The organism is Oxalobacteraceae sp. CFBP 8761 (genome assembly GCA_014841595.1).
Lineage (GTDB): Bacteria > Pseudomonadota > Gammaproteobacteria > Burkholderiales > Burkholderiaceae_D > Telluria.
In genome coordinates, this window is sequence record JACYUE010000002.1 from 684598 (window position 1) to 710487 (window position 25890).

Consider the following 25890-nt stretch of genomic DNA (forward strand, 5'->3'; position numbering starts at 1 on the left):
GGGCTGATTAACGCAGCCAGATCAACGCAGCCAGATCGCGATGTCCTTCACGCCCGGCATGCCGCTGCCGATGCGCGATGCGGCCGGGTTGGCGGCGCCGCCGATCAGCGCGCCGGCGCCGGTGGTGATGTCGACGCGGTACAGCGACGTCGGGCCACCGTCGGTGGTGCGCAGCGCTGCCAGCACCAGGCCGTTCGCGCCGCCGGCGATGTCCATGCCGCCGTCGCCGGCGATCGTCACGCCCAGCGGGCCGACATTGACCAGCGTGCCGTCATTCGGCGGGTTCTGCAGGGCCAGCACCGAGCTGGCGCTGTCGACGTCGAACAGCTGCGTCGTGGTCGCGTTCAGGATGCTGTTGGTGTAGGCGCCAGCTGCCACAACTGGGGCCACGCCGGCGCGGTTGATGACGCCATCGGTGGTGGTCGCGCCGGTGTCGACGTTGATGCGCAGGTTCTGGCCGTTGTTGCTGATCACGCGCAGGCGGTCGGCCACCGGATTGAAGTCGACGGCAAACGCGGTGCCGGCAATCGCGGTATACGGCAGCGTGGTGTCGGTGCTGTCAGCTGCCAGCGTGGCTTTCACGGTGGCGACGCCGGTGGCCGGATCGATCGTGATCAGGCGCGCGGTCGAGGTCAGGCCGTACAGCATATTGTCACGCGGACGCACGTCGATGCCCAGCACGACTTCGCCCGCGGCCAGGCCACTGATGGCGACGTTGGTGTCGAGCGTGTTCGGCGTACCGACCTTGAAGCCGACCAGGCGGTTATCGTCGGTCAGGCCCAGCACGACCGGCGTCTGCGCCGCGCGGAGCGCGATGCCGCGGATGTCTTCGGTCACGCCCAGCGCGCCCACAAGTGTGGTCGGTGCGGTGGTGGCGGCCAGGTTCACGCCATACAGATTGCGTGCGCCGCCGACGGTGGCCACCATATAGCCCATGTTCGTGCGTGCATCGATGTCGAAGCCGTTGACGGCGCCGGCGACGATGCCCAGCGGGACCGGATTGGCCAGCGTGCCGTTATTTGGCGGATTCTGGGTGTACAGCGTGTTGTTGACGGCATCGATGCCGAACAGCGTCGTCGAACCGGTGCCGGCGAACGAGTTGGTGTAGGCCGAGGCGGAAATCGCCGTGTTCGCTGCGCCGCCGTTGATGCTGCCGTCGGTGGTCGTCGCGCCGGTGTCGACGTTGATGCGCAGGCTCTGGCCCGTGTTGCTGACGATGCGCAGGCGGTCGGCCATCGGGTTGAAGTCGACGCCGAAGTTGGTGCCGGCCAGCGCGGTGAACGCGTCGGTGGTGTCGGCGGCATCAGCGGCCAGGCGCGACTTGTTGGTGGCAGCGCCAGTCGTCGGGTCGAGCGTGTACAGACGGCCGGTCGAGCCGACGCCGTACAGCATGCCGTCGGCCGGGCGCATGTCGATGCCGACCAGGTTTTCGCCGCTCTGCAGGCCGGTGACCAGCACATTGGTGCGGATGGTCGCAGGGGCGGCGCGGTCGAACGAGATCAGACGGTTGCTGACAGTCAGGGCAACCACATCGCCAACAGTCGCGGACGCCGGCGGCGGGGTGATCGGCGCCGGCGCGGCGTTGTTGTCGTCGTCGTCGCTGCCGCAGGCGGTCAGCGCAAGGGCGATCGAAGAAACGAGGACGAGCTTGGCGAATTGTGGTTTTTTCATGATGTGTCCTTATTAGTAGAATGGGTCGTCAAAGTGGATCAGGGCGCATGGCCCGCGGGCAGGCTGCCATGTCGACACGGGTACTACGCACCAGATGCAGGATTGGATGCAGCCGGATGAAAATAAATTTTTCTGCGTAGCCCGGCGGATGCATGCAGCCTGCGTGCATGTGAGAATGCACGCATTTTGATGACAATGTCGCATGTTACTGTAGGGAAATTCTGGTGCAGCCGTCCTGCACCAGCAACCCCTGTTTCAACGGTGTCGTCATGCGTGTTTCCCTGGGTGAGGTCGTGTCCGTGGCCGCCTTTTCGCTGGCCGGGTCGGTCTCGTGCATCAAGGCCTGGTCGGTCTTGTCGGGTACCCCATTCACGCCGGGCTTCTACATTGCCGGCGCGATCTTCAGTCTGCTGATCTGTTCGTTTTTTTTGCTGGCGTTCGCGTCGGTGCGGGCCTGGACCCGCGTGCGCTGAGGCAGCCCTGACGGCCGGGCGGCCGCCAGAATGGAGGGAGATGGCGCTAGACGACGCCGCGGTTCTGCAGGGCCGCGATCTCGGCGTCACTCTTGCCCAGCACATCGCGCAGCACGTCCAGCGTATGCTGGCCCAGCGTGGGCGGCGCCACGGTGCTGGTGGCCGGCGTGGCCGACATGCGGATCGGATTGCGCACCAGCGTCACTTCGCCGGCGCTCGGATGCGGCAGCGCGATCGCCATCGCGCGCGCCTGCACCTGCTCGTTGGCGAACACCTCCCCGACGTCGTTGATCGGCCCGCACGGCACGCCGTGCTCTTCCAGCAGCGCGATCCAGTCGGCGCGCGTCTTTTCACCAACCATCTGGGCCAGCAGCGGCACGAGCACATCGCGATGCTGCACCCGCAGCGGGTTGGTGGCAAAGCGCGCATCGAGCGCCAGCTCGGGCCGGCCGCCCGCTTCGACGAACTTCTGGTACTGGCCATCGTTGCCGGCGGCGACGATGATGTGGCCATCCAGGCAGGCAAAGGTCTGGTAAGGCACGATATTGGCGTGCGCATTGCCCCAGCGCTTCGGGGCCTTGCCGCTGTTGAGGTAGTTGCTGCCGACATTGGCCAGCATCGCCACCTGCGTGTCGAGCAGCGCCATGTCGATCTGCTGGCCTTCACCGGTGCGGTCGCGATGCGTCAGCGCAGCCAGCACGGCCACTGTCGCATACATGCCCGTCATCAGGTCGGTCAGTGCGACGCCGGCCTTTTGCGGCCCGCCGCCGGGCACATCGTCGCGCTCGCCCGTCACCGACATCAGGCCGCCCATGCCCTGGATCAGAAAATCGTAGCCGGCGCGGTGCGCGTACGGCCCATCCTGGCCAAAACCGGTGATCGAGCAGTAGACCAGGTCGGGTTTGAGCGCCTTCAGGCTCGCGTAGTCGAGGCCATAGCGCGCCAGGTGCCCGACCTTGAAGTTCTCGAGCACCACGTCGCATGACAGCACCAGTTCGCGCAGTAACGCCTGGCCTTCGCTGCTGGCGATGTCGACCGTCATCGAGCGCTTGCCACGGTTGGCCGTCAGATAGTAGGCCGCTTCCTGCGTATCGCGGCCAGCGGCGTCCTTCGCATACGGCGGGCCCCAGGCGCGCGTGTCGTCGCCGCTGCCGGGGCGCTCGATCTTGATCACATCGGCGCCCAGGTCGGCCAGGTTCTGCGCGCACCACGGGCCAGCCAGCACGCGCGACAGGTCGAGCACGCGGATGTGGCCGAGCGCCTTGGGCAGCGATGTGGAAGCGGAAGTGGAAGCGGAAGATGGCGTCATGGTGGAGGCAGGGTAGGCAATCATGAAGCGCCGATTATAACGGGCCGGCCGTGGGCTGCGGCGCCAGCTGGGCAGCCGCGGACAGTGCGCGTTCACGGTCGACGATGGCGTCGATCGTGCGTTCTTCGAGCCCCATTGCCCCGAGCACGAAGCTGGACAATTGCAGGCTCGCTTCCAGCGTTTCCGGCACCACGACCGAGGCGCCGGCCAGGCGCAGGTCGCGCGCGTGCTTCTCGTCGCGCGAGCGGGCAAACAAGGCCACGTGCGGGAATTCGCGCCGGATGCCGTGCACGGCCTGCAGCGCCGCGAGCGGCTGGTCCATCGTCAGCACGATCGCGGGCGCCTCGTCGGCATGCACGCGGCGCAGCAGCTCGGGGCGCGCCGCGTTGCCGAACCAGACCGGCCAGCCATCGGCGCGCAGTTGCGCCACCAGCCGCGCATCGGTTTCGAATGCCACGAATGGAATCTTTTGCGCAGTGAGCAGCTTGCCCAGTTGCTGGCCGACGCGGCCGAAGCCGGCAATGATGACCTGGCCGCGCGCAACGCTCAACGCTTCGTGATCGTGCTGCGCGGCCAGCTGGTCCCCGCGCGTTTCCAGCTGGTCGCCGATGGCCCGGCCCAGGCGCGCCAGCAGCGGTGTGATGAACAGCGACAGGCCGACCGCCAGCATCACGCGCGCGCCCAGCGCCGGGTCGAGCACGCCGCTGGTGGCCGCATAGCCGATGACGATAAAGGCGAACTCGCCGCCCTGGCCCAGCAGCAGGCCACCTTCGACGGCGCGGCCCCACGGCAGGCCGCCAATCCGGAACAGCAGGGCCACGACAACGCCCTTGATCAGCACCAGCCCAAGGACGAAGCTTGCCAGCCACAGCGGTGCGTCGAGGATCTGGCCGGTGTCGATGGTCATCCCGACCGTCATGAAGAACAGCCCCATGAGCAGCCCCTTGAACGGCTCGACCATCAGCTCGACCTCGTGCTTGAATTCGGTCTCGGCCAGCAGCAGGCCGGCAATCAAGGCGCCCAGCGCCATCGACAGGCCGGCGGCGGCCGACAGCGCCGCGATGCCGAAGGTCGCGAGCAGGACCAGCGCCATGAACACGTCGGGCTGGCGCTGGCGGGCAAAGGCGCGAAACAGCGGATGCACGACGCGCCCGCCCACGAGGTAGATGAGGGCAATCGCGCCGGCGGCCTTGGCCAGCGTGATCGCGGCCAGCAGCAGCGCGCCGTTGCCGTCGCCGGCGCCCTTGGCCAATGCGCCGATCAGGATCAGGATCGGCACCACGGCCAGATCCTGCAGCATCAATACGGCAAACGCGGCCTGGCCCAGGCGCGTGCCGGTGCTGTGCTGCTGGTTCATCAGCTGCATGACGACGGCGGTGGACGAGAGCGAGAGCACGAGGCCGAGGATCACCGCGGTCTGGCCCGGCAAGCCATACAGGTACAACGCGGCGCCGATCAGCGTGGCGCTGGCCGCGACCTGCGCGGTGCCGGCACCGAACACCCAGCGCCGCATCGACCACAGGCGCGCGGCTGACAGTTCCAGTCCAATCATGAACATCAGGAACAGCACGCCGATTTCAGCGAGCATCGAGATGCCGGGGCCGGCGGGGAATGTGAGGAACGACAGCCACGGCGTGTGCAGGGCCAGCGCGCCCAGGCCGAAGGGGCCGAGCAGGGCGCCGACGGCGAGAAAGCCGAGCACCTGGTTGATGCGCAGGCGCTGCAGGGTGGGGATGAGGATGCCGGCCAGGATCAGGAACAGCAGGATTTCACGCAGAAAGGGAAAAGCGTGGTGGTCGTTCACGGAAGTACCTGTTCATGGAGGGTTGGCGCAATTGCCAACCCTACCACACCGACGGGTCAGGTCCCCGAGTGGATGGCCTCATCCAGTTCGGCCTGGCGCTCGCCGCCTGCGACGTCCTGGCGTCGTTCGGCCTGCGCCTCGAGCTCGCGCCTTTCGTCACGATCGGCATTGCGCAGGTCGATGTAGCGGCGCAGCGCATCGTCGAGTGTCGGCAGCAGCGCGCCCCGTTCGCTGGCGAGCGCGCAGTAGCGTGGCCGCGGCGCCGTGAAGCCGAATTCCTCGGCCGCTTTTGATTCCAGACTGCTGGCATCGATGCCGGCCAGTTCGGCCGCGCGGCGCGCCAGCCCGGCCCAGGTCAGCTCGCCCTGGTTGGCCAGGTGCCAGATGCCCGCTTCGCCATCGACCGCGAGGTCGAGGCACGCATGCACCAGGTCGGGCACGAAGGTCGGCGACACGGTCAGGTCACCGGCTGCGACGAACGGGTCGCCCCGCTCCAGCGCAGCGAGGGCCTGGGTGACGAAGTTGTGCTCGTCCCACGGCCCGAAGAAGGCGCTGGTGCGTACGACCAGCGCGCCCGGATGATTCAGCAGGACGACGCGCTCGGCCTCGGCCTTGCTGCGGCCGTACACGCCCAGCGGCGCCACCGGATCGGATTCGACATAGGGCCGCTCGTTGCTGCCATCGAACACGAGGTCGCTCGAGAACGTGGTCAGGTGGATGCCATGCTGCGCGCAGGCGGCGGCCAGCGTTGCCGCGCCCACGGTGTTTTCGCGCATGCAGCGTTCGAGTTCGTTCTCTGCGTCGTCCACGCGCACGTAGCCGCAGGTATTGATCACGGCCCACGGCTTGTAGCGGGCCAGTGCACGCTCGACCGATTCCTGATCGGCGATATCCATGTCCTGGCGCGACAGCAGGCGGTGCGCCAGGTTGCGTTTTTCGCAGATACGGGCAAATGCGCGGCCCAGCGTGCCGGTAGCGCCCAGGATCAGGATCGGCGGGGCGCTCGTGTCGACCACGCGCTGCCCGTCGGCGGCGGTGGACGTGACCGAGTCGGGCGTCGCGACCGGCTGGCAGACGAAGCGGCCCGGGCGGCGCCACCAGCCTTGCGCGCGCAGCACCGGATGCGACAGCGGCTCGCCGGAAGCCAGTTCATTCATCATCGTGGCCAGCGCAGTGCGGCGGGGCAGCGGCGAGCGCACGTCGAGCGGGCCCGGCTCGTAATAGCCATGTTCGGCAGTGACGAGGCAGTTCCAGTCGAATGACCCGAGCAGCGCCCAGACGGTGACGGCGCGCACGTCGACGCCGTTGGCGCGCGACTGCTGCGCTGCTTCCCAGATTTCAAGCAGCCAGCGCATCTGGTCTTCGCGGTTGGCGTCGATGTGCGCTTCGGTGATGGCCAGCGGGATGCCGTAGCGGTCCCAGATTTCCTGCAGCAGCGGGGCGATGCCGGGCGTGGGCGTGGCCAGCACGCGCGACGCCTCAACGTCGGCGCAAGGGAGGTCGTCGGCCATGCCGCGGTGGTGCGCCGGATAGCGCTCCGGGCGATGGTCGAGCCAGCGCTCGCTCGTGACGTAGTAATTGCAGCCGATGATGTCGGGCGGGCACGGGTTGTCACGGAACCAGAGGAGTTCGGCGGCATCGGCGCCATTGCGCAGCAGGTAGTTCCACAACGGGTGGTCGGGCACGACCATCCCGCACAGCAGGTCCCAGCCGAGCCAGCGGCGCTCGTTGTAGAACTCGGCGACGTCGCTCAGTTCGGGCGTGCTGTAGGTCTTGCCGAGATCGTCGGTCTGGATCAGCTTGGCATCCGGATTGACCGCGCGGATCGCGCGCATCGACAGCACGGTGGCGCGGCACTGGTTGAGCAGCGCCTGGATGAAGGTGCGGTCGTCGCGCCCGTGCGGATACCAGACGCCGTACAGGCCGGCAAAGCGCGCCGTCGTGCAGATCTCGTTGACGGGGGTGTAGTACTCGAGCCAGGGATAGCGCGCGGCGACGGCGCCGGCGTAGTCGGCCAGGGCCTGCGCAAAGCCGGGGTCGACCAGGCTCGTATGGCGTGGACCGCTGCCGTGATGGACCAAGCCGGCGATCGGCGTGACGCCGGCGGCGCGCAGGGCGTTCAGGCGTTCGTCGGGCCAGTGCCAGTTGGCGTGCTCGAGGCCATCCGGGGCCGTGCGTTCCCACAGGATCGGATAGCGGATGGCGCGGATGCCGAGGCCGGCGAAACGCTCGATGTCGCAAGGCCGGTCAGTGTGGCCGTTGCGGTCGAGCTGGCTGAAATACGCGTCCTGCACGCGGTTGACGGTGCATTCGAGGCCGCCCCACAGTTCGAGGGGGTGGTCCTGGTGGTTCTGGCTGTTCGTGCTCTTGTTCATGGCTTTGTTCCTTAATATTATTACAACTAGCTGGTCGGCATGAAGTGCTCTGACTGATCTATGCTGTGTTGGGAGAGCCCTGCTGCCGAGTCATGGACCGGGTGGCGGTTGACAGCGCGGCGGCAACCTGCAACCATGCGGTCCATGATCTTTCCGAAAGCACATCCTATTCTTCTTTCCTGGTGGCGCCGCTGACAGCGCGCGGCCACGGGAAATGATGTGCATTTCATAGCCGCCTCGATTCAGGCGGCGTTCATTGTTGATACGCAGCGATCGGGGCATAGAACCAGGAACCTCGATGACACTGCCTACTTCAACTACGACTTCTACCGATATTGCAACGACTGCTGCAACGACCGCCGCAGCAACCCCACCTGCCAACTCGATCATCCTCACCGGTGACCGGCCGACGGGCCCGCTGCACCTGGGCCACTTCGTCGGCAGCCTGCGCGATCGCGTGGCGTATCAGCATCAATACCGTCAGTACGTCATGCTCGCCGACTCGCAGGCCATGACCGACAATATGGATGACTTGGGTAAGGTACACCGGAATGTGGTCGAAGTGGCGCTCGATTACCTTGCTGTCGGGATCGATCCGGCCAAGACGACCGTGTTCATCCAGTCGCAAATCCCCGAGCTGACCGAGCTGACGTTCTATTACCTGAACCTCGTGACCGTCGCGCGCCTCGAGCGCAACCCGACCGTCAAGGCCGAAATCGTCCTGCGCGGCTTCGAGCGCGACATCCCGGCAGGCTTTCTGACCTACCCGGCCAGCCAGGCCGCCGACATCACCGCGTTCAAGGCGAACATGGTACCGGTGGGCGAAGACCAGATCCCGATGATCGAGCAGTGCAACGAGATCGTGCGCAAGTTCAACCGCATCGTCGGGCGCGACATCCTGGTGGAAGCCAAGGCCTTTGTGCCCGAAGTGGGGCGCCTGCCGGGCATCGACGGCAAGGCCAAGATGAGCAAGTCGCTGGGCAACACGATCAACCTGGGCGCCAGCCCTGACGAGATCCGCGCCGCCGTCCGGAACGTCTACACCGACCCGCTGCACCTGAAGGTCTCCGATCCGGGCCACATCGAAGGCAACGTCGCCTTCACGTATCTTGACGCATTCGATACCGACAAGGATGGCCTGGCCGAGATGAAGGCGCATTACCAGCGCGGCGGCCTGGGCGACAGCATCGTCAAGAAGCGCCTCGAAGGCATCCTGCAAGAGATGCTGGCGCCGATCCGCACGCGCCGTGAAGAGTTCGCGAAAGACCCGGCGTACGTCATGCAGATGCTGAAGGAAGGCACGATGAAGGCGCGTGAAGTGGCGGCGGCGACGACCGACGAAGTCAAGAAGGCGCTGGGGCTGTCGTACTTCTGATTGGTATCGCACGGCGATGCTGGCAGTAGCGCAGCGCAAGGCCGTGTTGACTATCGGTAGCGTAGAGCGTTCGGGGATGGCAAGCTGCCTGCTTGTCCATCACCCTGGAGTTGATCATGAGCAAAGGCTTGCGCCTGACTGAAAAATGGATGCAGCGCGCCCTGTGGCTCGTTGCGTTCGTGTTTGCCGGCTTTTTGATCGGGCTTGGCAGCCTGATCGTGCAGAACGTGCGCGATGTTGAAGAGCCACTGACGCTCGAGCAATTCATGGACCCGGCCCAATTGGCCAGTGTGCAGGCCGAGCGCGAAGCAGCGCACAAAGCGCAGGAACAGGCCCAGACGCGCCTGGAGCAGGCGACCCAGAAACACACGGTGGCCAGCGCGAATACTGCTTCGGCACGCGAGACGTTCGGCAACTGGCTGGCGACGCGGCAGGTAACGGCGCGGCCCGAGCAGGACCCGGAATTAATCAAGCGCACCGAAGCACTCGATGCGCTGGCAAGCGCCGAGCGCACGGCCCTTGCAGCAGTGGAGACCGAACAGCAGACGCTGCTGGACGCGACCCAGGCCGGGGAGCGTGCCGGCAGCCGTTGGCGTGGGTTGGAAGAGCCTGCCGAGATGGCGTTGTCGGAAGCGCAGGCTGCGCGCGATCTTCGCGTGTTTGGCTATCGGCTCGCGCTGACCCTGCCACTCCTGCTGGTGGCCGGCTGGCTGTTCAAGCACAAGCGCAAGACGCCCGACTGGCCGTTCGCCTGGGGCTTCATTCTGTTTGCGTTGTTCACGTTCTTTTTCGAGCTGGTGCCGTATCTGCCGAGCTATGGCGGGTACGTGCGCTACATCGTCGGCATCATCCTGACGGTCGTTGCGGGGCGTTATGCGATCCGGTGGTTGCAGGGATATCTGGCACGCCAGAAGCTGGCTGAAGCCTTGCCCGATGCCGAGCGGCGCCAGGGGATGCGCTATGACGTGGCCCAGACCCGGCTGGCGAAAAGCCTGTGTCCCGGGTGCGAGCGTGCGGTCGACCTGAAGGATGGCAAGAACGATTTCTGCCCACACTGCGGCATCGGCCTGTTCAACCGCTGTACTGCCTGCACGACGCGCAAGAGTGCGTTTGCACGGTTCTGCTTTGCGTGCGGCGCGGCGGCCAACACGACACTGGCCGACTGAATGAAAAAAACCGCAGCCGGCGGGGCCGGTTGCGGTTTCATGAAGTGCGCGCTACGTAGGGTGGGCGGGTTTCCGCCCACGCGTTCAACACACGTTCGCATACCAAGGACGATGTGAAGTACGCACTACCCGATATCAGTCACGCAGGTCAGCTGGCACCTTGCCGCCATTGGCCGCCAGCTTGTTCATGACCTGGCGGTGCAGCCAGATGTTCATCTTGGCCGAATCGTTCATGTCGCCCGTGTAGTTCAGCTCAGCGGCGAGTTCCTTGCGCGACTGCAGGCTGCTGTCCAGACCCAGCAGCTTGAGCAGGTCGACGATCGACGAACGCCAGTTCAGTTGCTGGCCCGACGAGGCGAGCATGCCGTTAAGAACTTGCTCGACGTCGACCGGCTGGGCTGGCGCCGCTGCTGGTGCTGGCGCTGCGGCTGGTGCGGCGGCCGTTGGTGCTGCCGGTGCTGCGGTCGGGGCAGCAGGTGCAGCCGTTGGCGTTGCCGCCGGTGCTGCGTCTTTTTTGCCTGGGAAAATTTTATGGAAGATGTTGCTCAGGATACCCACGGGACCCTCCTTTTCTGGTGATTGTTTACGGATATTGTTTGCCATGTAGCCCAGTGCAACGGCCAGGGCGGCGCCCCCGGCAGCCTTGATCAGCGTTGGATGCTCGGCGTAGAAGTCGCTCATGCGATCGACGATGCCGGGATTCTGCTGTTGTGCTTTTTCAGCCAGTTCCTGTACCTGCTCAGGCGAAACCTGCGCTGCCTGTTCAGGTGTGACCTGCGTTGGCACATTGTTGCCAAAGATCTTGCTCAATGCGCCACCGGCGACCGACGACAGCACGCCGCCGCCCGCGCCGCCCAGCAAGCTGGTCAGCATGCCGGCACGCTGGTTCTGGTCGCTCTGGCCAAACAGCTGGCTGACCATTTGCGGGAACGGTGGGGTCTGGTCGGAGCGCAGTGCGCTCGCGATGCCTTGCGCGACGCTGGCCCGGGGCGCGTTCTGCGCTACCTGGTCGAAGTCGGCGGCAGCATTGCCGTTGGTGCTGGCGGCGCCTGCGCCACCAAGATATTGCTGCAACAAATTACCTAAATCAAAAGCCATGTGTTCTCCTGCTGGGTGAATGCCGGGATGGATGACCAGCGTAGGCGTTTTGATATCGACCGCTCTGTACGATGACGAACCCACGGTGCATCGATCATCAACGATCTGCGCTCTGTGAACGTTAAGTGGGTGTTGCGCGGGAAAGAGAAGCGCCGCATGTATTTGCCAGGTGGACACGCCAGTACCGCAAACGGTAAGCTGCCGCTATGCCCTATGTCCCGCTCGCCGTGTTCCTCCTCCTGTACCTGTTTGCCAGCCTGGCCTGGAACATGTCCCAAGTGGTTGGCGCCGCCTACCTCGTTACCAGCCTGACCTGTTTTGTGGCCTACGCCATGGACAAGTCAGCGGCGCGCGCCAGCACCTGGCGCACGCCGGAAGCCACGCTCCTGCTGCTGGGCCTGATCGGCGGCTGGCCCGGTGCCGTGCTGGCGCAACAGTGGCTGCGCCACAAGACCAGCAAGCAATCGTTCCAGTGGAAGTTCCAGGCGACGGTGGCGCTGAACCTGGGCGTCTTCGCATTCCTCGCTTACCGCTTCGGCCAACCGGCCTTTGCATGATCATGATGCAGCACGATCCCGTGTGGCCATGGCCCCGCATCCTCGCGCACCGTGGCGGCGGCACGCTCGCGCCCGAAAACACGGTGGCCGGCTTACGCTGCGGCATCGCTGCGGGCTTTCGCGCGATCGAGTTCGACGTCATGCTGGCGCGCGACGGTGTCCCCGTGGTGCTGCACGACCCTGGCCTGGGCCGCACGGTCCGGGGCAGCGGCAGCGTGTTCGAGCACGATGCACTGGACCTGGCCGCGATGGATGCTGGCAGCTGGTTCGGCCCGGCGTTCGCAGGCGAGCCGGTGCCGTTGTTCGACGCCTTCGCGCGCCTGTGCATGGCCCACGGCATCTGGATGAATATCGAGATCAAGCCGGCGCCCGGCTACGAACGCGAGACGGGCCGCGTCGTGGCGCAGATGACGGCCGCGCTGTTCGCTGACGCGCTCGCATCCGACGACACAGCTGCGATGCCGCTGTTGTCGTCATTCAGCGACGTCGCGCTGGCGGCGGCGCAGGCGGCGGCCCCGACCCTGCCGCGCGCCTGTCTCATCAGCGCACTCGGCGCCGGTTGGCAGGCCAGGGCGCAGGCGCTCGGCGCGCGCGCCATCCATACCAACCACTTGCACCTGAGCCAGCTGCAGGCACGCGCCGTCAAGGACGCCGGCTACGGCCTGTTCTGTTATACCGTCAACGATGCCGGCCGGGCGCGCGAACTGCTGGCCTGGGGTGTGGACGCCTTCTGCACCGACCGCATCGACCTGATCACGCCCGATGTCGCCTGACGTCAGACCTTGGTACTATATTTACATTGTGACCTAAAGTAACAGGTGAGGGGTGACGTTAAGAACTGACGATCATTCCGACAGTGTTGCCACCATGGCGCTTTCCATCTCGACGAATACCCTGTCGCTCAGTACGCAGCGCAGCATGCGCACGCATGACACCGAGCAAGCAAAGGTCATCGAGCGCCTGAGTTCCGGCATGCGCATCAACCGTGCATCCGACGATGCGGCCGGCCAGGCGATCACCTCGCGCCTGACGTCCAGCCTGCGCGGCAACAGCCAGGCGATGCGCAGCCTGAGCGATGCGACATCGATGCTGCAGGTGGCCGATGGCGCCATGGCCAGCGTGACCGAGACCCTGCAACGCCTGCGCGAAATGGCAGTGGCCGCCGGCAACGGCAGCTACACGGACGGGGATCGCGGCGCGCTGCAGAAAGAAACGCAGGCACTGTTGCAACACATTACGCAGGTGGGCACCGACACCAGTTTCAACGGGGACGCGGTGTTTTCGCAGGACACCGTCAGTATCGGTGGCGACGAGCGGCGGCGCGCCGTGCTCGACGGCCTGCAGTCAGGCTGGCTCAGCTCGGCTGAGGACATGATCAAGCAGCATTACGGACTCATGGGCGACGGCGCCAAACTGACCGTCAATCTCGACACCACAGATGGCGCCTACAACGTGCTTGCCTCGGTATCCGGCACGTCGTCCGGCGGTAAGCTGAACAATCTGCACCTGAACCTCGACATGGCCGACTTCGGCACCGCGGTCACGCCCGACGGTGGCAGCGCGCCGCTCTACAGCGACCGCATCGTTGCCCATGAAATGGTGCATGCCGTCATGGGCCGCACGATGAACATGGGCGCGCTGCCCCAGTGGTTTGTCGAAGGCACGGCTGAACTGATCAATGGCGCTGACGAACGGCTGGCCGGCGCCGGCAGCATCGCGGGCGTGGTCTCCAACATCGCGGGCGGCGGTTTTTCGTACGAAGGCGGGTATGCCGCCAGCCGCTACCTGCACGACCGCATGAAAGGCCTGGGCGTGGAGGGTGGTATCAAGGGCATCATGCAATATCTGAACAACAACCAGTCGGCCGATCTCGACGCGGCGCTCAATGCCGTGTCAAAAGGCGTGTACACCAGCAATGCCGCGTTCCTGGCCGACTTCGGCGCCAACGGCGCGCAATTTATCAATACAAAAATGAACCTGACCAATGCCGATACGGGCGCCATCGGCGGCCTGGATGCCGACGGCGGCAACGTGCGCGATGCCCGCGCCGTCGTGCCCGCCAGCGGGACCAGCAATGCCGCAGACGGCCTGGCCGGGTTCAATGTCGTGTACCCGGACGAAGGCGGCGCCAGCGGCGTGCGGCGTGTGCAGGTGCAGGCGGGCGACAGTGTCGGTGACCTGATCGACCTGCAATTCTCGTCGATGAATGCGCGCGCCCTGGGCCTGGCCAATCTCGACATGACGCGTTCCACTGTGGCGCTGCTGACCATCGACCGGGCGCTGGAGTTCGTCAATGAGCAGCGCGTGCGCACCGGCGCCTCGAGCAACCGGCTGGATCTGGCCGCAGGTGCCCTCGAGACGAGTTCGCAGAACATGCAGGCGGCGCGCTCGCGCATCCAGGACACGGATTACGCGAGCGACACGGCGCGGCTGACCCGCACGCAAATCCTGCAACAGGCGGCGTCGGCGATGCTGGCGCAGGCCAACGGGCAACCACGCTCAGTTCTGAGCCTGCTGCGCTGAGAATGGATCGGGGAGCTAGGCTATAATCGTTCCTTTATAGGCACGCTGCCTCACTCCGCCCAACGATCAGACATGAAATCCTCCGACATCCGCGAAAAGTTCCTCAAGTTCTTTGAATCCAAAGGCCATTCCATCGTGCGTTCCAGCCCGCTGGTGCCGGGCAACGACCCGACCATGCTGCTGACCAACAGCGGCATGGTGCAGTTCAAGGATGTCTTCCTGGGCCTGGATTCGCGCCCGTACTCGCGCGCGACGTCCGTGCAGCGCTGCGTGCGCGCCGGCGGCAAGCACAACGACCTGGAAAACGTCGGCTACACGGCGCGTCACCACACGTTCTTCGAGATGCTGGGCAACTTCAGCTTCGGCGACTATTTTAAGCGCGACGCGATCCAGCTGGCCTGGGAACTCCTGACCAAGGTCTACCTGCTGCCAGCCGAAAAGCTGACCATCACCGTGTACTTCGAGGATGACGAAGCGTACGACATCTGGGCCAACGAGATCGGCGTGCCGACAGAGCGCATCATCCGCATCGGCGACAACAAGGGCGCGCGCTACGCATCCGACAATTTCTGGCAGATGGCCGATACGGGTCCATGCGGTCCGTGCACCGAGATCTTCTACGACCACGGCGCCGACATCTGGGGCGGCCCACCGGGCTCGGCCGAAGAAGACGGCGACCGCTTTATCGAAATCTGGAACCTCGTGTTCATGCAGTTCTACCGCGACGAATCCGGCTCGCTCACGCCGCTGCCGAAGCCGTCGATCGACACCGGCATGGGCATGGAGCGCCTGGCTGCCGTCCTGCAGAACGTGCACAGCAACTACGAAATCGACCTGTTCCAGAACCTGATCAAGGCCGCTGCCCGCGAAACCGCCGCGCCCGACCTCGACAACAATTCGCTGAAGGTCATCGCCGACCACATCCGCGCTGCGTCGTTCATGATCGTCGACGGCATCATCCCGAGCAGCGAAGGCCACGGCTACGTGCTGCGCCGCATCGTGCGACGCGCGCTGCGTCATGGCCACAAGCTGGGCCAGACCAAGCCATTCTTCTACAAGCTGGTCGCTGACCTCGACATCGAGATGGGCGAAGCCTATCCCGAACTGCGCACGGCCAAAGAGCGTGTGGCGCAAGTGCTCAAGGCCGAAGAAGAACGCTTTGGCGAGACGCTGGAAAACGGCATGAAGATTCTCGAAGCCCAACTGGCCAAGGATCCGAAGAACCTCGATGGCGGCACCGCCTTCACGCTGTACGACACCTACGGCTTCCCACTGGACCTCACCGCCGACATCTGCCGCGAACGTGGCATCACGCTCGACGAAGCGGGCTTTACCGCCGCGATGGAACAGCAAAAGAAAACGGCGCGCGCCGCCGGCAAGTTCAAGATGGCGGCAAACGTCGAGTACGCGGGTGAAAAAACGAAATTCGTCGGCTACGATTCGCTGGCCCACAACACGCACGTGCTGGCGCTGTACGCCGACGGCGTCAAGGTCGAGCAATTGAGCGCCGGCCAAGCGGGCATCGTCGTGCTCGACACGACACCGTTCTACGCCGAGTCGGGCGGCCAGGTGGGCGATCAGGGTGTGATTGGCGACGGCGCCATCCGCTTCGAAGTCGAAGACACGCTCAAGATCCAGGCCGACGTCTTCGGTCACCACGGCGTGCTGCGCGAAGGCACGCTGAAGGTCGGCGCAACGGTCGACGCACAGGTCGACACGGCCAAGCGCGCACGCACCATTCGCAACCACTCGGCAACGCACCTGATGCACAAGGCGCTGCGCGAAGTGCTGGGCACGCACGTGGCACAAAAAGGTTCGCTGGTCGATCCTGACAAGACCCGCTTCGACTTCAGCCACCCGCAGGCGCTGACGCTGGACGAAATCACGCAGGTCGAGACCATCGTCAACCGCGAGATTCTCGAAAACCACGCGACGCAGTCGCACAATATGTCGTTTGACGATGCGGTCAAGCACGGCGCCATGGCGCTGTTCGGCGAGAAGTACGGCGACACCGTGCGCGTGCTCGATATCGGCACCTCGAAAGAGCTGTGCGGCGGCGTCCACGTGACCCGTACCGGCGACATCGGCCTGTTCAAGATCGTGTCCGAAGGCGGCGTCGCTGCCGGCATCCGCCGCATCGAAGCCGTCACGGGTGAAGGCGCACTGGCTCTGGTGCAATCGATCAACCGCAAGCTGATCGAAGCGGCCGGCGCCCTGAAGACCAATCCTGAGGAACTGACCAGCCGCATCGGTCAGGTGCAGGATCAGGTGAAGCTGCTCGAAAAAGAAGTCGCTGCACTGAAGTCGAAGCTGGCGTCGGGGCAGGGCGACGAGCTGATCGCACAAGCCATCGATGTCAACGGCATCAAGGTGCTGGCGGCGACGATGGAAGGCGCCGACGTGGCGACGCTGCGCGAAGCTATGGACAAGCTCAAGGACAAGCTGGGCACGGCCGCCATCGTGCTGGCAAGCGTCCTCGACGGCAAGGTCAGCCTGATCGCAGGCGTGACCAAGGATGCCACCGGCAAGGTCAAGGCGGGCGAGCTGGTCAACTTTGTGGCCCAGCAGGTGGGCGGCAAGGGTGGCGGGCGTCCGGACATGGCGCAAGCCGGCGGTACCGACCCATCGGGCTTGCCGGCAGCGCTGGCCGGCGTGGCGGGCTGGGTGGGCGAGCGCGCGTAAGCACGCCGCCTGCAAGAAAAACGCCGCCTTCGGGCGGCGTTTTTATTTCGGCACGCCGCTGGTGGCGTTCGATGAATACTGCGTAGGCTAACGCCGCTTCCAATGTCCGGGGATGTTCTTGTCCGGCCATTGCTTGTCCACTTTTTCCTTGAACGCGCAAAAATCCGACGCAACGAACTCGCCCGACTGAACGCCGCGGCATTCCCACATCACGGCGCTTCTGTGTGCAAACTGGTCCCATGCGTAGTCGTAGTCGATCGGCGCCGGTGTGGTCCGTTCAATGTCGATCACGGCATCCGGTCCGGCCTTCCCCTGGCCGGCTTGGTCTTGAAGCTTGTCCTGGGAATAGGCGACGGGAAGCAACTGCATCGCGATGAGGAGCGAGAAGGCAATAATTTTCATGTTCTGATATCCCCGGGTTGGCACACACGATGACGGCAGCTTAGCAGGTTGCCGGGCTGGAAAAGTCATCGACTGTCTCGAACGAGTCCAGGAACATTCGCAAGCACCTGCGCAATAAAGTCAATGAAGACCGCTGCACGCCGGGGCAGGCGCCGTTCTGCGGAATACAGCACATTGACGGGCACAGGCGGCGCCCCATGCCCGGTCAACACCGCTACCAGTTCGCCGCTCTGCAGTTCCCTGGTCACCATCCAGGCCGGCAGGTAAGCGATCCCCAGGTCGTTCAGGACGGCGCGCCGGATGCCGTCCAGACTATTGAGTCGCACACGTCCGCTGACCTTGCGATCGCCATCCCTGAACGGCCAGCTGTCATTGCCGGCCGCCAGCAAGGTATACACAAGGCAGTCGTGCGCAGCCAGGTCGCCGGGTTCCAGCGGTGTACCACGTTGTTTCAGATACGTCCTGCTTGCCACGCAGATGCGCGCAGATTGACCGACGCACCGCGCACGCAGGGTGCTGTCACGTAACTTGCCACCCCGGATAGCGATATCGATGCCTTCGGCCACCAGGTCGATGTACGCGTCGCCCAGGCGACATTCCACATCGACATGCGGATAGCGCTGCAGGAAATCCGGCAGTGCGGGTATCAAGAGTTCCGTGCCGATACTCTCCGGACACGCAATGCGCAGCAGTCCATGCGGATCTTGTTCACCGTGCGCCTCTGCTTCGGCTTCTCCGATGATGTCGAGTGCCAGGCGCGCTTGCGCGTAGTAGCGCTGGCCCTCGGCCGTGGCGACCATCTGCCGCGTTGAGCGATGCAACAGCCGCGTACCCAGCGACTTCTCCAGTGCCGCCACGTGCCGGCTGACGTTCGGTTGCCCGATCCCGAGCTCCCGCGCGACGGCTGAAAAACTACCGGTTTCGACGGCGCGCACGAAGCATCGCATCCACAACAATTTATCCATTCCTGCCCGCGTGAATTGGTTTTATGCAGCAAGAGCATAAATGATATGGCGGCAGCATGGCTTCTCATCCATGCAGTCAGCAATCAGACTGCACGGATCGACCCCATGCACATACGCTCGTGCCCCGGATCTCACCATGACAGGAACCCATATGAATACTGCTTCCACTGAACGCTTCGTCAGCCTGGTCGGCACCTATGAAATCGATCCGCTGGACGCTGCGGCGTTCGCACGCATCGCGACGGCGTCGGTTGACCAGACCGTCAATAAGCCAGGCTGCCTGTATTACATCGCTTCGCAAGACCTGAAGCAGGCCAACGTGTTTCACCTGGCCGAAGGCTGGGCCACGCAAGAAGCGCTCGATGTTCACCTCGGCAGTCCTGATTTTCTGGCGATGCTGGAGCAGGCATTTACACTGCGCATCGTGCGCCGTGAAATTTACGTGTCGGCGTCGGCAGGGCGCACCTTGCTGGGTTGATCGACGCAATCCGGCCGCATATTCGGTTGTCGGACATGGATTGACCCGCCCATCAACGTTCCAATCGAACCAGCACCCGTTTTATTGCGCGAGATTGTCTGACCGTCTATTGCACGCGCCGATTTGGGTCGCATCTTGTCTGCATCATGCACCGCCATAGTGCTTTTTCGTGAGCATCCAGTACAGACTCGGTAGCAGCTCGTCAAGCTTTTAACACTGGGTTGCAGGCTCGCAACAATCTATGACTATTTTGGTGCGCTGCGTCATACTGTGGGAATTGGAGTAGTATTCGAGTTCCAGCACCCTCCTTACTGATCAGGAATGCGATGAGCGACATCATTTTCGACACTGACACCGACACCATGGAATTCCAGAGAGATCTGGATGCGCGGGGGCTCAATTGCCCACTGCCCATCCTCAAAGCGAAGAAGGCGCTCGCCGAAATGGAGAGTGGCCAGGTGTTGCGTATCGTGGCCACCGACACCGGCTCCGTGCGCGACTTTCAGGCGTTTGCCAAACAGACCGGCAATGCGCTGCTGGCCCACACCTTCGAACACGGCGAGTTCACGTTTCTGATGCGCCGCAAGTAGTCCAGGCTGCCGTGTTGCGCCTGTCGACGCGGCGCACACACTTGCCATGCCGGGGTCTGAGCCCCGTTTGTTTTCCCCGAATTCATGACAGACCGAGTACTTTAGGTGTTTTCCTCTACTAAAAAATCGCACGCTCGTGCTTTAATTTGGCCCGTTGCCCCGATTTCTCATATAATCTGAGCCACTTTAGTCTGTCTCCATCTCATTTTAAAAGGCACCCTATGAAAGTCCTGGTACCCGTCAAACGCGTGGTCGACTACAACGTCAAGGTTCGCGTCAAGTCCGACAACAGCGGTGTGGATATCGCCAACGTCAAGATGTCGATGAACCCGTTCGACGAAATCGCGCTGGAAGAGGCGACCCGCCTGAAAGAAGGCGGCAAGGTTACCGAAGTGGTGGCAGTGTCGATCGGCGTGCCGCAGTGCCAGGAAACCCTGCGCACCGGCCTGGCCATCGGCGCCGACCGCGCCATCCTGGTCGAGACCGCAGGCGACACCGAGCCGCTGGGCGTGGCCAAGATCATGAAGGCGCTGGCTGACAAAGAGCAGCCACAGCTGATCATCCTGGGCAAGCAGGCAATCGATGACGACTCGAACCAGACCGGCCAGATGCTCGCAGCACTGCTGGGCTGGCCACAAGCGACGTTCGCGTCGAAAGTGGTGCTCGAGGACGGCAAGGTCACCGTGACGCGCGAAGTCGACGGCGGCCTGGAAACCGTGGCGCTCAAGCTGCCTGCAGTCATCACCACCGACCTGCGCCTGAACGAGCCGCGTTACGTGACGCTGCCGAACATCATGAAGGCCAAGAAAAAGCCGCTCGAGACGATCAAGCCGGAAGACCTGGGCGTGGACGTGGCGCCGCGCCTGAAGACCCTGAAAGTCGTCGAGCCAGCCAAGCGCTCGGCGGGCGTCAAGGTCCCGGACGTGGGCACGCTGGTGCAGAAACTGCGCACTGAAGCCAAAGTCATCTGAGCCGTTTGTCGTCATTTACAAGATAGGAATCAACATGGTCGCATTAGTCATTGCTGAACACGACAACGGCTCCCTGAAGGGCGCTACCCACCACACCGTTACCGCAGCCGTTCAGTGCGGCGGCGATGTGCACATCCTGGTCGCCGGTTCGGGTTGCGGCGCCGCTGCCGAAGCTGCCGCGCAGATCGCGGGCGTTTCGAAAGTGCTGGTCGCTGACGCGCCGCACTTCGCCGACGGCCTGGCCGAGAACGTGGCCGAGCAGATCCTGGCGATCGCCGGCAGCTACTCGCACATCCTCGCGCCTGCCACCGCCTACGGCAAGAACATCCTGCCGCGCGTGGCCGCCAAGCTCGATGTCGCGCAGATCTCCGAGATCACCAAGGTCGATTCGCCCGACACGTTCGAGCGTCCGATCTACGCCGGTAACGCGATTGCCACCGTGCAGTCGGGCGACAGCGTGAAAGTCATCACCGTGCGCGGCACGGCGTTCGACTCCGCAGCCGCTGGCGGCTCGGCCGCCATCGAAGCCATCGCTGCCGTCGCAGACGCGGGCACGTCGAGCTTCGTGGGCCGTGAACTGGCCAAGTCGGATCGTCCGGAACTGACCGCTGCCAAGGTGATCGTCTCGGGTGGCCGTGGCATCGGCTCGGCCGACAACTTCAAGATTCTCGAGCCGCTGGCCGACAAGCTGGGCGCGGCGATGGGTGCGTCGCGCGCCGCCGTCGACGCCGGCTTCGTGCCGAACGACTGGCAAGTTGGCCAGACGGGCAAGATCGTCGCGCCAACGCTGTATATCGCCGTCGGTATTTCCGGCGCGATCCAGCACCTGGCCGGCATGAAGGACTCGAAAGTCATCGTCGCCATCAACAAGGACCCGGAAGCGCCGATCTTCTCGGTGGCCGACTACGGCCTGGTGGCCGACCTGTTCGAAGCCGTGCCGGAACTGGTCAAGGAACTGGGCTGATCGCCAGGCGCGGCGTCCTTGTACGCCGCGCCGACAGCCGCCAATGACGCCGTTCCCGCCCGTGCAGGAACGGCGTTTTTTTTTGCATAAGAATTTATTCAGGAGACAATGGTGAGCTACAACGCCCCGCTGAAAGACATGCAGTTCGTGCTGACTGAACTGGCCAATCTGGCCGAGATCAATGCGCTGCCCGGCTGTGAAGATGCGACGCCCGACACCGTGGAAGCGGTCCTGGAAGAAAACGCGAAATTCTGCCGCGACGTGATCGCGCCGCTGAATCGCGTGGGCGACAAGGACCCAAGCTACTGGAAAGACGGCGCCGTCACCACGACCAAAGGTTTCCGCGAGGCGTTCAAGGCCTACGCCGAGGCTGGCTGGCAGGGCGTGCAGCACCCGCAGGATTTCGGCGGGCAGGGCTTGCCCAAGCTCGTGGCCACGCCGTGCATGGAAATGCTGCACGGCGCCAACCTGTCGTTCGCGCTGGTCGCGCTGTTGTCCGACGGCGCCATCGAGGCCTTGCTCACCGCCGGCTCGGACGCGCAAAAGGCGCGCTTCCTCGAGCCGCTGGTGTCGGGCCGGTGGACCGGCACCATGAACCTGACCGAGCCGCAGGCCGGCTCCGACCTGGCCGCCGTGCGCACCCGCGCCGAGCCGCAGGGCGACGGCACCTATAAACTGTTCGGCACCAAGATCTACATCACGTATGGCGATCACGACATGACCGAAAACATCGTGCACTTGGTGCTGGCGCGCACGCCTGACGCGCCGCCGGGCGTGAAGGGGATCTCGCTGTTTATCGTGCCCAAGTTCATGATCAACGACGATGGCTCGCTGGGCGCGCGCAACGACGTTGCCTGCGTCTCGATCGAACACAAGCTGGGCATCAAGGCGAGCCCGACGGCCGTGCTGCAGTTCGGCGACAACGGCGGCGCCGTCGGCACGCTGGTCGGCGAAGAAAACCGTGGCCTCGAATACATGTTCATCATGATGAATGCAGCGCGCTTCGGCGTGGGCATCCAGGGCGTTGGCCTGGCCGAGCACGCGTACCAGGGCGCGGTGGCCTTTGCCAAGGACCGCGTCCAGTCGCGCGACGTGGCCGGCTCGAGTGGTCCGGTGACAATCATCCACCACCCGGACGTGCGCCGCATGCTGATGTCGATGCGTTCGCAGACGGAAGCCGCGCGCGCGCTGGCGTATGTCGGCGCGGCGCTGTCCGACCTGGCCCATCACCATCCGGACCAAGCGACGCGCACGGCGAATCTGGCCATCTATGAATATCTGGTCCCCGTCATCAAGGGCTGGGCGACCGAGATGAGCGAGCAGGTCGCGCGCGATGGCGTGCAGGTGCATGGCGGCATGGGCTTCATTGAGGAAACGGGCGCAGCGCAACACTACCGCGACGCGAAGATCCTGACCATCTATGAAGGCACGACGGCGATCCAGGCCAACGACCTGGTGGGCCGCAAGACGGTGCGCGATGGCGGCGCCGTGGCCAGGGCGCTGATCGCGCAGATCCGCGATGTCGAGCGCCAGTTGGGCGACGCGCAGAACGCCGATTTCGCAGCCATTGCGCAGCGCCTGCAAGAGGGCAGCGCGGCGCTCGAGCAAGTGGTCGAGTATGTGGTGGCCAATATCAGGACGGACGTGAAGGCGGTGTTTGCCGGCAGCGTCACCTATCTGAAGCTGGCCGGCATTGTGCTCGGCGGCTGGCAGATGGCGCGCGCAGCGCTGGCGGCGCAGAAGCGGCTTGATGCAGGCGAGGGCGATGCCGCTTTCTACCGCGCCAAGATCGGCACGGCGCGCTTCTTTGCCGACCACATCCTGTCGCAGGCACCGGGGCTGCGCACGTCGATCGTCGATGGCGCGGCGGGCGTGCTGGCGCTGGAGATCGAGCAGTTCTAAGCAGGCATGCAGGCCGGCACGTGCCCTGGGCAGTGCCGGTCACGTCGTGGTGTCTTAAGGCTCGTTGAACGCGTGGACGGAAAATCCGTCCACCCTACCGTGGGCATGTAGGGTGGACGGCTCTGCCGTCCACGCGTTCAACAAACCGTTGCCCACCACGATCGTACGCAACCCGCGTTCTTCACCCGTACGCGCCGCCCGTGTACATCACATCCGACAACCGTGCGATCGTCCCGATCAGCACGGTCGTCGCCACCAGCATCGTAATCACCAGCAGCAGCACCAGCACCCAGTTCGAGCGTGACTGGCGCCCGCTATGCGCGTTGTATTGCGCATCCCACTTCTCATCCGGCGTCAGGCCGATCACCAGCGCCTCGACAAAGCCGACGATGTACGACACCAGCAGCGGCAGCACGATGTAGAACGGATGCGGCTTGACCGCACCGTACAGGATCCCCGTGACCGGCAGGCAGCACAGGTGCAGCAGGCCGATCCGGTCCGCACCAGGCTTGAGATAAAAGCGGTGAATGCCGAAGCCACCCAGCAGCAGGGCGAGTAGGGTGGCGAAAGTCTTGTTCTTGTGCGCAGCAGCCATGGATGTTGTCAATCGTTCAGGAAAGCCAAAGTATCGTCCAGATTGGCGCGAATGGCACGCTTTGGGCGACTGACTGCGTATTCCAGGCCAATCGGGCAGATGGCTGGTAGCGGTATGGCGCGAAATCGGTGATAATGGTTGATTCTCCTGGGACTGCGCGCCCTGTATCATTAACGCTTGCTGCTGTTCGGTGTCGCGCGCTATAATCGTCGACTTTCTCCGTCCAGAACAACTTTTTCGGAAATATTATGGTCGTTATTCGTTTGGCTCGTGGTGGCGCAAAAAAGCGTCCGTTCTTCAATATCGTTGCAACTGATTCGCGCAATCGTCGCGATGGTCGTTTCATCGAGCGTATCGGTTTCTACAACCCGATGGCATCGGGCGCTGAAGTCAGCCTGCGTATCGCTGCTGACCGTCTGTCGCACTGGCAAGGCGTTGGCGCACAACTGTCGCCAACCGTCGCTCGCCTGGTCGCCCAGCAAAAGCCAGCTGCTTAATTTTAATTAAGCAAGGTACGCAGGTTTGAACGATTCAGCAGCGAGCAACGCAGGTACGGGAACTTCGGTTCCCGCCGATCTGGCCGAAGTGGGGTACGTGTCCGGTGCTTATGGCATCGTCGGTGGCATTCGTGTCACGCCGCACTCCGCTGACGCCGATGCGCTGCTGAACGTGAAAACCTGGTGGGTCAGCAAGCCGACTCTGCACGCCGTTACGGTGCGCAGTGCAAAACTGCATGGCGGCGATGTCGTCGCCACGCTGGTCGGCCTGCAGGGCCGCGATGCTGCCGAAGCGCTCAAGGGCGCCACGGTACAGATCGCACGCAGCGCGTTTCCCGCGCTCGAAGAAGATGAGTATTACTGGTCCGATCTGATCGGGCTTGACGTGGTCAACCTGCAGGGCGAAGCCCTGGGCAAGGTGGCCGACATGATGAGCAATGGCGCGCAATCGATTTTGCGCATCGTGCCGGTGCCCGATCCGTCGTCAGACGAAAAGGCCCCCGAGCGCCTCGTGCCGTTCGTCGACCAGTTCGTCAAGACTGTCAGCCTCGACCAAAAACTGATTACTCTGGACTGGGGTCTCGATTTTTGAACCCGTCCACGTGGGCTTGAGATCCGATGCAATTTGACGTCGTGAGCTTGTTCCCGGAAATGTTTGCCGCATTGACGCAGTCCGGGGTGACCCGCCGTGCGTTCGAGCAGCAACGCTGGGGCTTGCATCTCTGGAATCCACGCGATTTCACGCAAGACCGTCACCGCACCGTCGATGACCGCCCGTATGGCGGTGGTCCCGGCATGGTGATGATGGCACGGCCGCTCGAAGCGACCATCGATGCCGCGAAGGCGCGCCAGCAAGACCTCGGTCTGCCCAGCCCGCGCGTGGTGTTCATGTCGCCGCAAGGCAAGCCACTGACCCATGCCCGCGCGATGGCACTGAAGGACGAGCCTGGTCTCGTCATCCTGTGCGGTCGCTACGAAGCGGTGGATCAGCGCCTGCTCGACCGCTGCGTCGATGAGGAAATTTCTCTCGGCGATTTCGTGCTGTCGGGTGGTGAATTGCCTGCAATGGCCCTGATGGACGCCGTGGTACGCCTGATTCCCGGCGTGCTCGGCGACGATGCCTCGGCCGTCGAAGACAGTTTCGTCAACGGCCTGCTCGACTCGCCGCACTATACGCGGCCTGACGTGTACGAAGACATACCGGTGCCACCTGTCCTGATGGGTGGTAACCACGCCGAGATCGTCAAGTGGCGCCGCCAGCGCATGCTGGAAGCCACTGCGTCGAAGCGGCCGGATCTGCTGGACGCGGCGCGTGCCGCCGGCCAGCTGACCAAGAAGGACGAACAGTTTCTGGCAGGGTTGGTCAAACCTGCCGAGTAAGAATGTGGCGTCGCAAGACGCGTAACGAATATGCGTTGCAAGACGCATGCAAAAGCGGGCACGTTGCCCGTTGTTCAACCCCATCCTCTACTGGGCGAAGGTAGCGCCGGCAA

The 25890-nt window shown here is 64.0% G+C and carries 23 protein-coding genes; 15 read left to right on the forward strand and 8 right to left on the reverse strand.

The window, feature by feature from the left end; genetic code table 11:
* Nucleotides 1-21: 21 nt before the first annotated feature.
* Entirely contained in the window at nt 22-1671 is a 1650-nt protein-coding gene (locus IFU00_15375; GenBank protein ID MBD8543664.1) for a DUF4394 domain-containing protein, read from the reverse strand.
* A 269-nt stretch (nt 1672-1940) separates the two neighbouring features.
* Here IFU00_15375 and IFU00_15380 point away from each other — a divergent pair, with 269 nt between their 5' ends.
* Nucleotides 1941-2144, forward strand: a complete 204-nt coding sequence (locus IFU00_15380; GenBank protein MBD8543665.1) for a hypothetical protein — start codon at nt 1941-1943, stop codon at nt 2142-2144.
* A 46-nt stretch (nt 2145-2190) separates the two neighbouring features.
* Here the strand turns inward: IFU00_15380 and IFU00_15385 are convergent, their stop codons facing one another.
* From IFU00_15385 to IFU00_15395, 3 genes are read right to left on the reverse strand one after another with little or no spacing between them, the layout of a single operon-like run.
* Nucleotides 2191-3453 (reverse strand): CoA transferase, encoded by a 1263-nt coding sequence (locus tag IFU00_15385; protein MBD8543666.1) that lies wholly within the window; start codon nt 3451-3453, stop codon nt 2191-2193.
* Between the two features lie 34 nt (nt 3454-3487).
* Nucleotides 3488-5257: a cation:proton antiporter gene (locus tag IFU00_15390; GenBank protein MBD8543667.1), complete on the reverse strand. Its 1770-nt coding sequence runs from the start codon at nt 5255-5257 to the stop codon at nt 3488-3490.
* Nucleotides 5258-5313: 56 nt separating this feature from the next.
* Complete coding sequence (locus IFU00_15395) at nt 5314-7632, reverse strand: sugar nucleotide-binding protein (GenBank protein MBD8543668.1); 2319 nt, start codon at nt 7630-7632, stop codon at nt 5314-5316.
* 334 nt (nt 7633-7966) lie between these two features.
* Between IFU00_15395 and trpS the strand changes: the two genes are divergently transcribed.
* Together trpS and IFU00_15405 are read left to right on the forward strand one after the other, a co-directional pair.
* Nucleotides 7967-9007, forward strand: a complete 1041-nt coding sequence (gene trpS, locus IFU00_15400; GenBank protein MBD8543669.1) for a tryptophan--tRNA ligase — start codon at nt 7967-7969, stop codon at nt 9005-9007.
* A 116-nt stretch (nt 9008-9123) separates the two neighbouring features.
* The gene (locus tag IFU00_15405; protein MBD8543670.1) at nt 9124-10173 is read left to right on the forward strand and encodes a serine endopeptidase; all 1050 of its coding nucleotides are present in this window, start codon (nt 9124-9126) and stop codon (nt 10171-10173) included.
* Between the two features lie 135 nt (nt 10174-10308).
* Here IFU00_15405 and IFU00_15410 read toward each other — a convergent pair whose 3' ends face one another.
* Nucleotides 10309-10731, reverse strand: a complete 423-nt coding sequence (locus tag IFU00_15410; protein ID MBD8543671.1) for a DUF3597 domain-containing protein — start codon at nt 10729-10731, stop codon at nt 10309-10311.
* Between the two features lie 746 nt (nt 10732-11477).
* On the opposite strand from IFU00_15410, the gene IFU00_15415 reads away from it, so the two are divergent.
* The 4 genes from IFU00_15415 (at nt 11478) to alaS (ending at nt 17033) form a co-directional block, all read left to right on the forward strand.
* Entirely contained in the window at nt 11478-11828 is a 351-nt protein-coding gene (locus IFU00_15415) for a DUF1294 domain-containing protein (protein MBD8543672.1), read from the forward strand.
* Between the two features lie 20 nt (nt 11829-11848).
* Nucleotides 11849-12601, forward strand: coding sequence for a glycerophosphodiester phosphodiesterase (ugpQ, locus tag IFU00_15420; protein ID MBD8543673.1), 753 nt, complete (start codon nt 11849-11851; stop codon nt 12599-12601).
* Between the two features lie 94 nt (nt 12602-12695).
* A complete protein-coding gene (locus IFU00_15425; protein ID MBD8543674.1) occupies nt 12696-14351 on the forward strand; it encodes a flagellinolysin in 1656 nt (551 codons plus the stop codon).
* A 72-nt stretch (nt 14352-14423) separates the two neighbouring features.
* Entirely contained in the window at nt 14424-17033 is a 2610-nt protein-coding gene (alaS, locus tag IFU00_15430; GenBank protein ID MBD8543675.1) for an alanine--tRNA ligase, read from the forward strand.
* A gap of 87 nt (nt 17034-17120) precedes the next feature.
* On the opposite strand, the gene IFU00_15435 is transcribed toward alaS, so the two are convergent.
* A complete protein-coding gene (locus IFU00_15435) occupies nt 17121-17435 on the reverse strand; it encodes a hypothetical protein (GenBank protein MBD8543676.1) in 315 nt (104 codons plus the stop codon).
* Nucleotides 17436-17500: 65 nt separating this feature from the next.
* The gene (locus tag IFU00_15440) at nt 17501-18400 is read right to left on the reverse strand and encodes a LysR family transcriptional regulator (protein ID MBD8543677.1); all 900 of its coding nucleotides are present in this window, start codon (nt 18398-18400) and stop codon (nt 17501-17503) included.
* Between the two features lie 151 nt (nt 18401-18551).
* Between IFU00_15440 and IFU00_15445 the strand changes: the two genes are divergently transcribed.
* The 5 genes from IFU00_15445 (at nt 18552) to IFU00_15465 (ending at nt 23305) form a co-directional block, all read left to right on the forward strand.
* The gene (locus IFU00_15445; protein MBD8543678.1) at nt 18552-18878 is read left to right on the forward strand and encodes an antibiotic biosynthesis monooxygenase; all 327 of its coding nucleotides are present in this window, start codon (nt 18552-18554) and stop codon (nt 18876-18878) included.
* Nucleotides 18879-19240: 362 nt separating this feature from the next.
* Nucleotides 19241-19468 (forward strand): sulfurtransferase TusA family protein, encoded by a 228-nt coding sequence (locus IFU00_15450; protein MBD8543679.1) that lies wholly within the window; start codon nt 19241-19243, stop codon nt 19466-19468.
* Nucleotides 19469-19689: 221 nt separating this feature from the next.
* Complete coding sequence (locus IFU00_15455) at nt 19690-20439, forward strand: electron transfer flavoprotein subunit beta/FixA family protein (GenBank protein ID MBD8543680.1); 750 nt, start codon at nt 19690-19692, stop codon at nt 20437-20439.
* Nucleotides 20440-20473: 34 nt separating this feature from the next.
* Entirely contained in the window at nt 20474-21403 is a 930-nt protein-coding gene (locus tag IFU00_15460) for an electron transfer flavoprotein subunit alpha/FixB family protein (GenBank protein ID MBD8543681.1), read from the forward strand.
* Nucleotides 21404-21514: 111 nt separating this feature from the next.
* On the forward strand, nt 21515-23305 hold the full coding sequence (locus IFU00_15465; protein MBD8543682.1) for an acyl-CoA dehydrogenase: 1791 nt from the start codon (nt 21515-21517) through the stop codon (nt 23303-23305).
* A gap of 181 nt (nt 23306-23486) precedes the next feature.
* On the opposite strand, the gene IFU00_15470 is transcribed toward IFU00_15465, so the two are convergent.
* Nucleotides 23487-23900 (reverse strand): NINE protein, encoded by a 414-nt coding sequence (locus IFU00_15470; protein MBD8543683.1) that lies wholly within the window; start codon nt 23898-23900, stop codon nt 23487-23489.
* A gap of 248 nt (nt 23901-24148) precedes the next feature.
* Between IFU00_15470 and rpsP the strand changes: the two genes are divergently transcribed.
* From rpsP to trmD, 3 genes are read left to right on the forward strand one after another with little or no spacing between them, the layout of a single operon-like run.
* Nucleotides 24149-24397 (forward strand): 30S ribosomal protein S16, encoded by a 249-nt coding sequence (rpsP, locus tag IFU00_15475; GenBank protein MBD8543684.1) that lies wholly within the window; start codon nt 24149-24151, stop codon nt 24395-24397.
* A 25-nt stretch (nt 24398-24422) separates the two neighbouring features.
* The gene (gene rimM / locus IFU00_15480; GenBank protein MBD8543685.1) at nt 24423-24989 is read left to right on the forward strand and encodes a ribosome maturation factor RimM; all 567 of its coding nucleotides are present in this window, start codon (nt 24423-24425) and stop codon (nt 24987-24989) included.
* A gap of 26 nt (nt 24990-25015) precedes the next feature.
* Nucleotides 25016-25777 carry a tRNA (guanosine(37)-N1)-methyltransferase TrmD gene (trmD, locus tag IFU00_15485; protein ID MBD8543686.1) on the forward strand — a complete coding sequence of 254 codons (762 nt, stop codon included), beginning with the start codon at nt 25016-25018 and terminating at the stop codon, nt 25775-25777.
* The last annotated feature ends 113 nt before the right edge of the window (nt 25778-25890 follow it).

Bases quoted from the DNA above. Each gene is read 5' to 3' on its own strand.
- IFU00_15375 (MBD8543664.1), bottom strand. From the start codon at position 1,671: ATGAAAAAACCACAATTCGCCAAGCTCGTCCTCGTTTCTTCGATCGCC.
- IFU00_15380 (MBD8543665.1), top strand. From the start codon at position 1,941: ATGCGTGTTTCCCTGGGTGAGGTCGTGTCCGTGGCCGCCTTTTCGCTG.
- IFU00_15385 (MBD8543666.1), bottom strand. From the start codon at position 3,453: ATGACGCCATCTTCCGCTTCCACTTCCGCTTCCACATCGCTGCCCAAG.
- IFU00_15395 (MBD8543668.1), bottom strand. From the start codon at position 7,632: ATGAACAAGAGCACGAACAGCCAGAACCACCAGGACCACCCCCTCGAA.
- IFU00_15405 (MBD8543670.1), top strand. From the start codon at position 9,124: ATGAGCAAAGGCTTGCGCCTGACTGAAAAATGGATGCAGCGCGCCCTG.
- IFU00_15415 (MBD8543672.1), top strand. From the start codon at position 11,478: ATGCCCTATGTCCCGCTCGCCGTGTTCCTCCTCCTGTACCTGTTTGCC.
- IFU00_15425 (MBD8543674.1), top strand. From the start codon at position 12,696: ATGGCGCTTTCCATCTCGACGAATACCCTGTCGCTCAGTACGCAGCGC.
- alaS (MBD8543675.1), top strand. From the start codon at position 14,424: ATGAAATCCTCCGACATCCGCGAAAAGTTCCTCAAGTTCTTTGAATCC.
- IFU00_15435 (MBD8543676.1), bottom strand. From the start codon at position 17,435: ATGAAAATTATTGCCTTCTCGCTCCTCATCGCGATGCAGTTGCTTCCC.
- IFU00_15440 (MBD8543677.1), bottom strand. From the start codon at position 18,400: ATGGATAAATTGTTGTGGATGCGATGCTTCGTGCGCGCCGTCGAAACC.
- IFU00_15445 (MBD8543678.1), top strand. From the start codon at position 18,552: ATGAATACTGCTTCCACTGAACGCTTCGTCAGCCTGGTCGGCACCTAT.
- IFU00_15450 (MBD8543679.1), top strand. From the start codon at position 19,241: ATGGAATTCCAGAGAGATCTGGATGCGCGGGGGCTCAATTGCCCACTG.
- IFU00_15455 (MBD8543680.1), top strand. From the start codon at position 19,690: ATGAAAGTCCTGGTACCCGTCAAACGCGTGGTCGACTACAACGTCAAG.
- IFU00_15460 (MBD8543681.1), top strand. From the start codon at position 20,474: ATGGTCGCATTAGTCATTGCTGAACACGACAACGGCTCCCTGAAGGGC.
- IFU00_15470 (MBD8543683.1), bottom strand. From the start codon at position 23,900: ATGGCTGCTGCGCACAAGAACAAGACTTTCGCCACCCTACTCGCCCTG.
- rpsP (MBD8543684.1), top strand. From the start codon at position 24,149: ATGGTCGTTATTCGTTTGGCTCGTGGTGGCGCAAAAAAGCGTCCGTTC.
- trmD (MBD8543686.1), top strand. From the start codon at position 25,016: ATGCAATTTGACGTCGTGAGCTTGTTCCCGGAAATGTTTGCCGCATTG.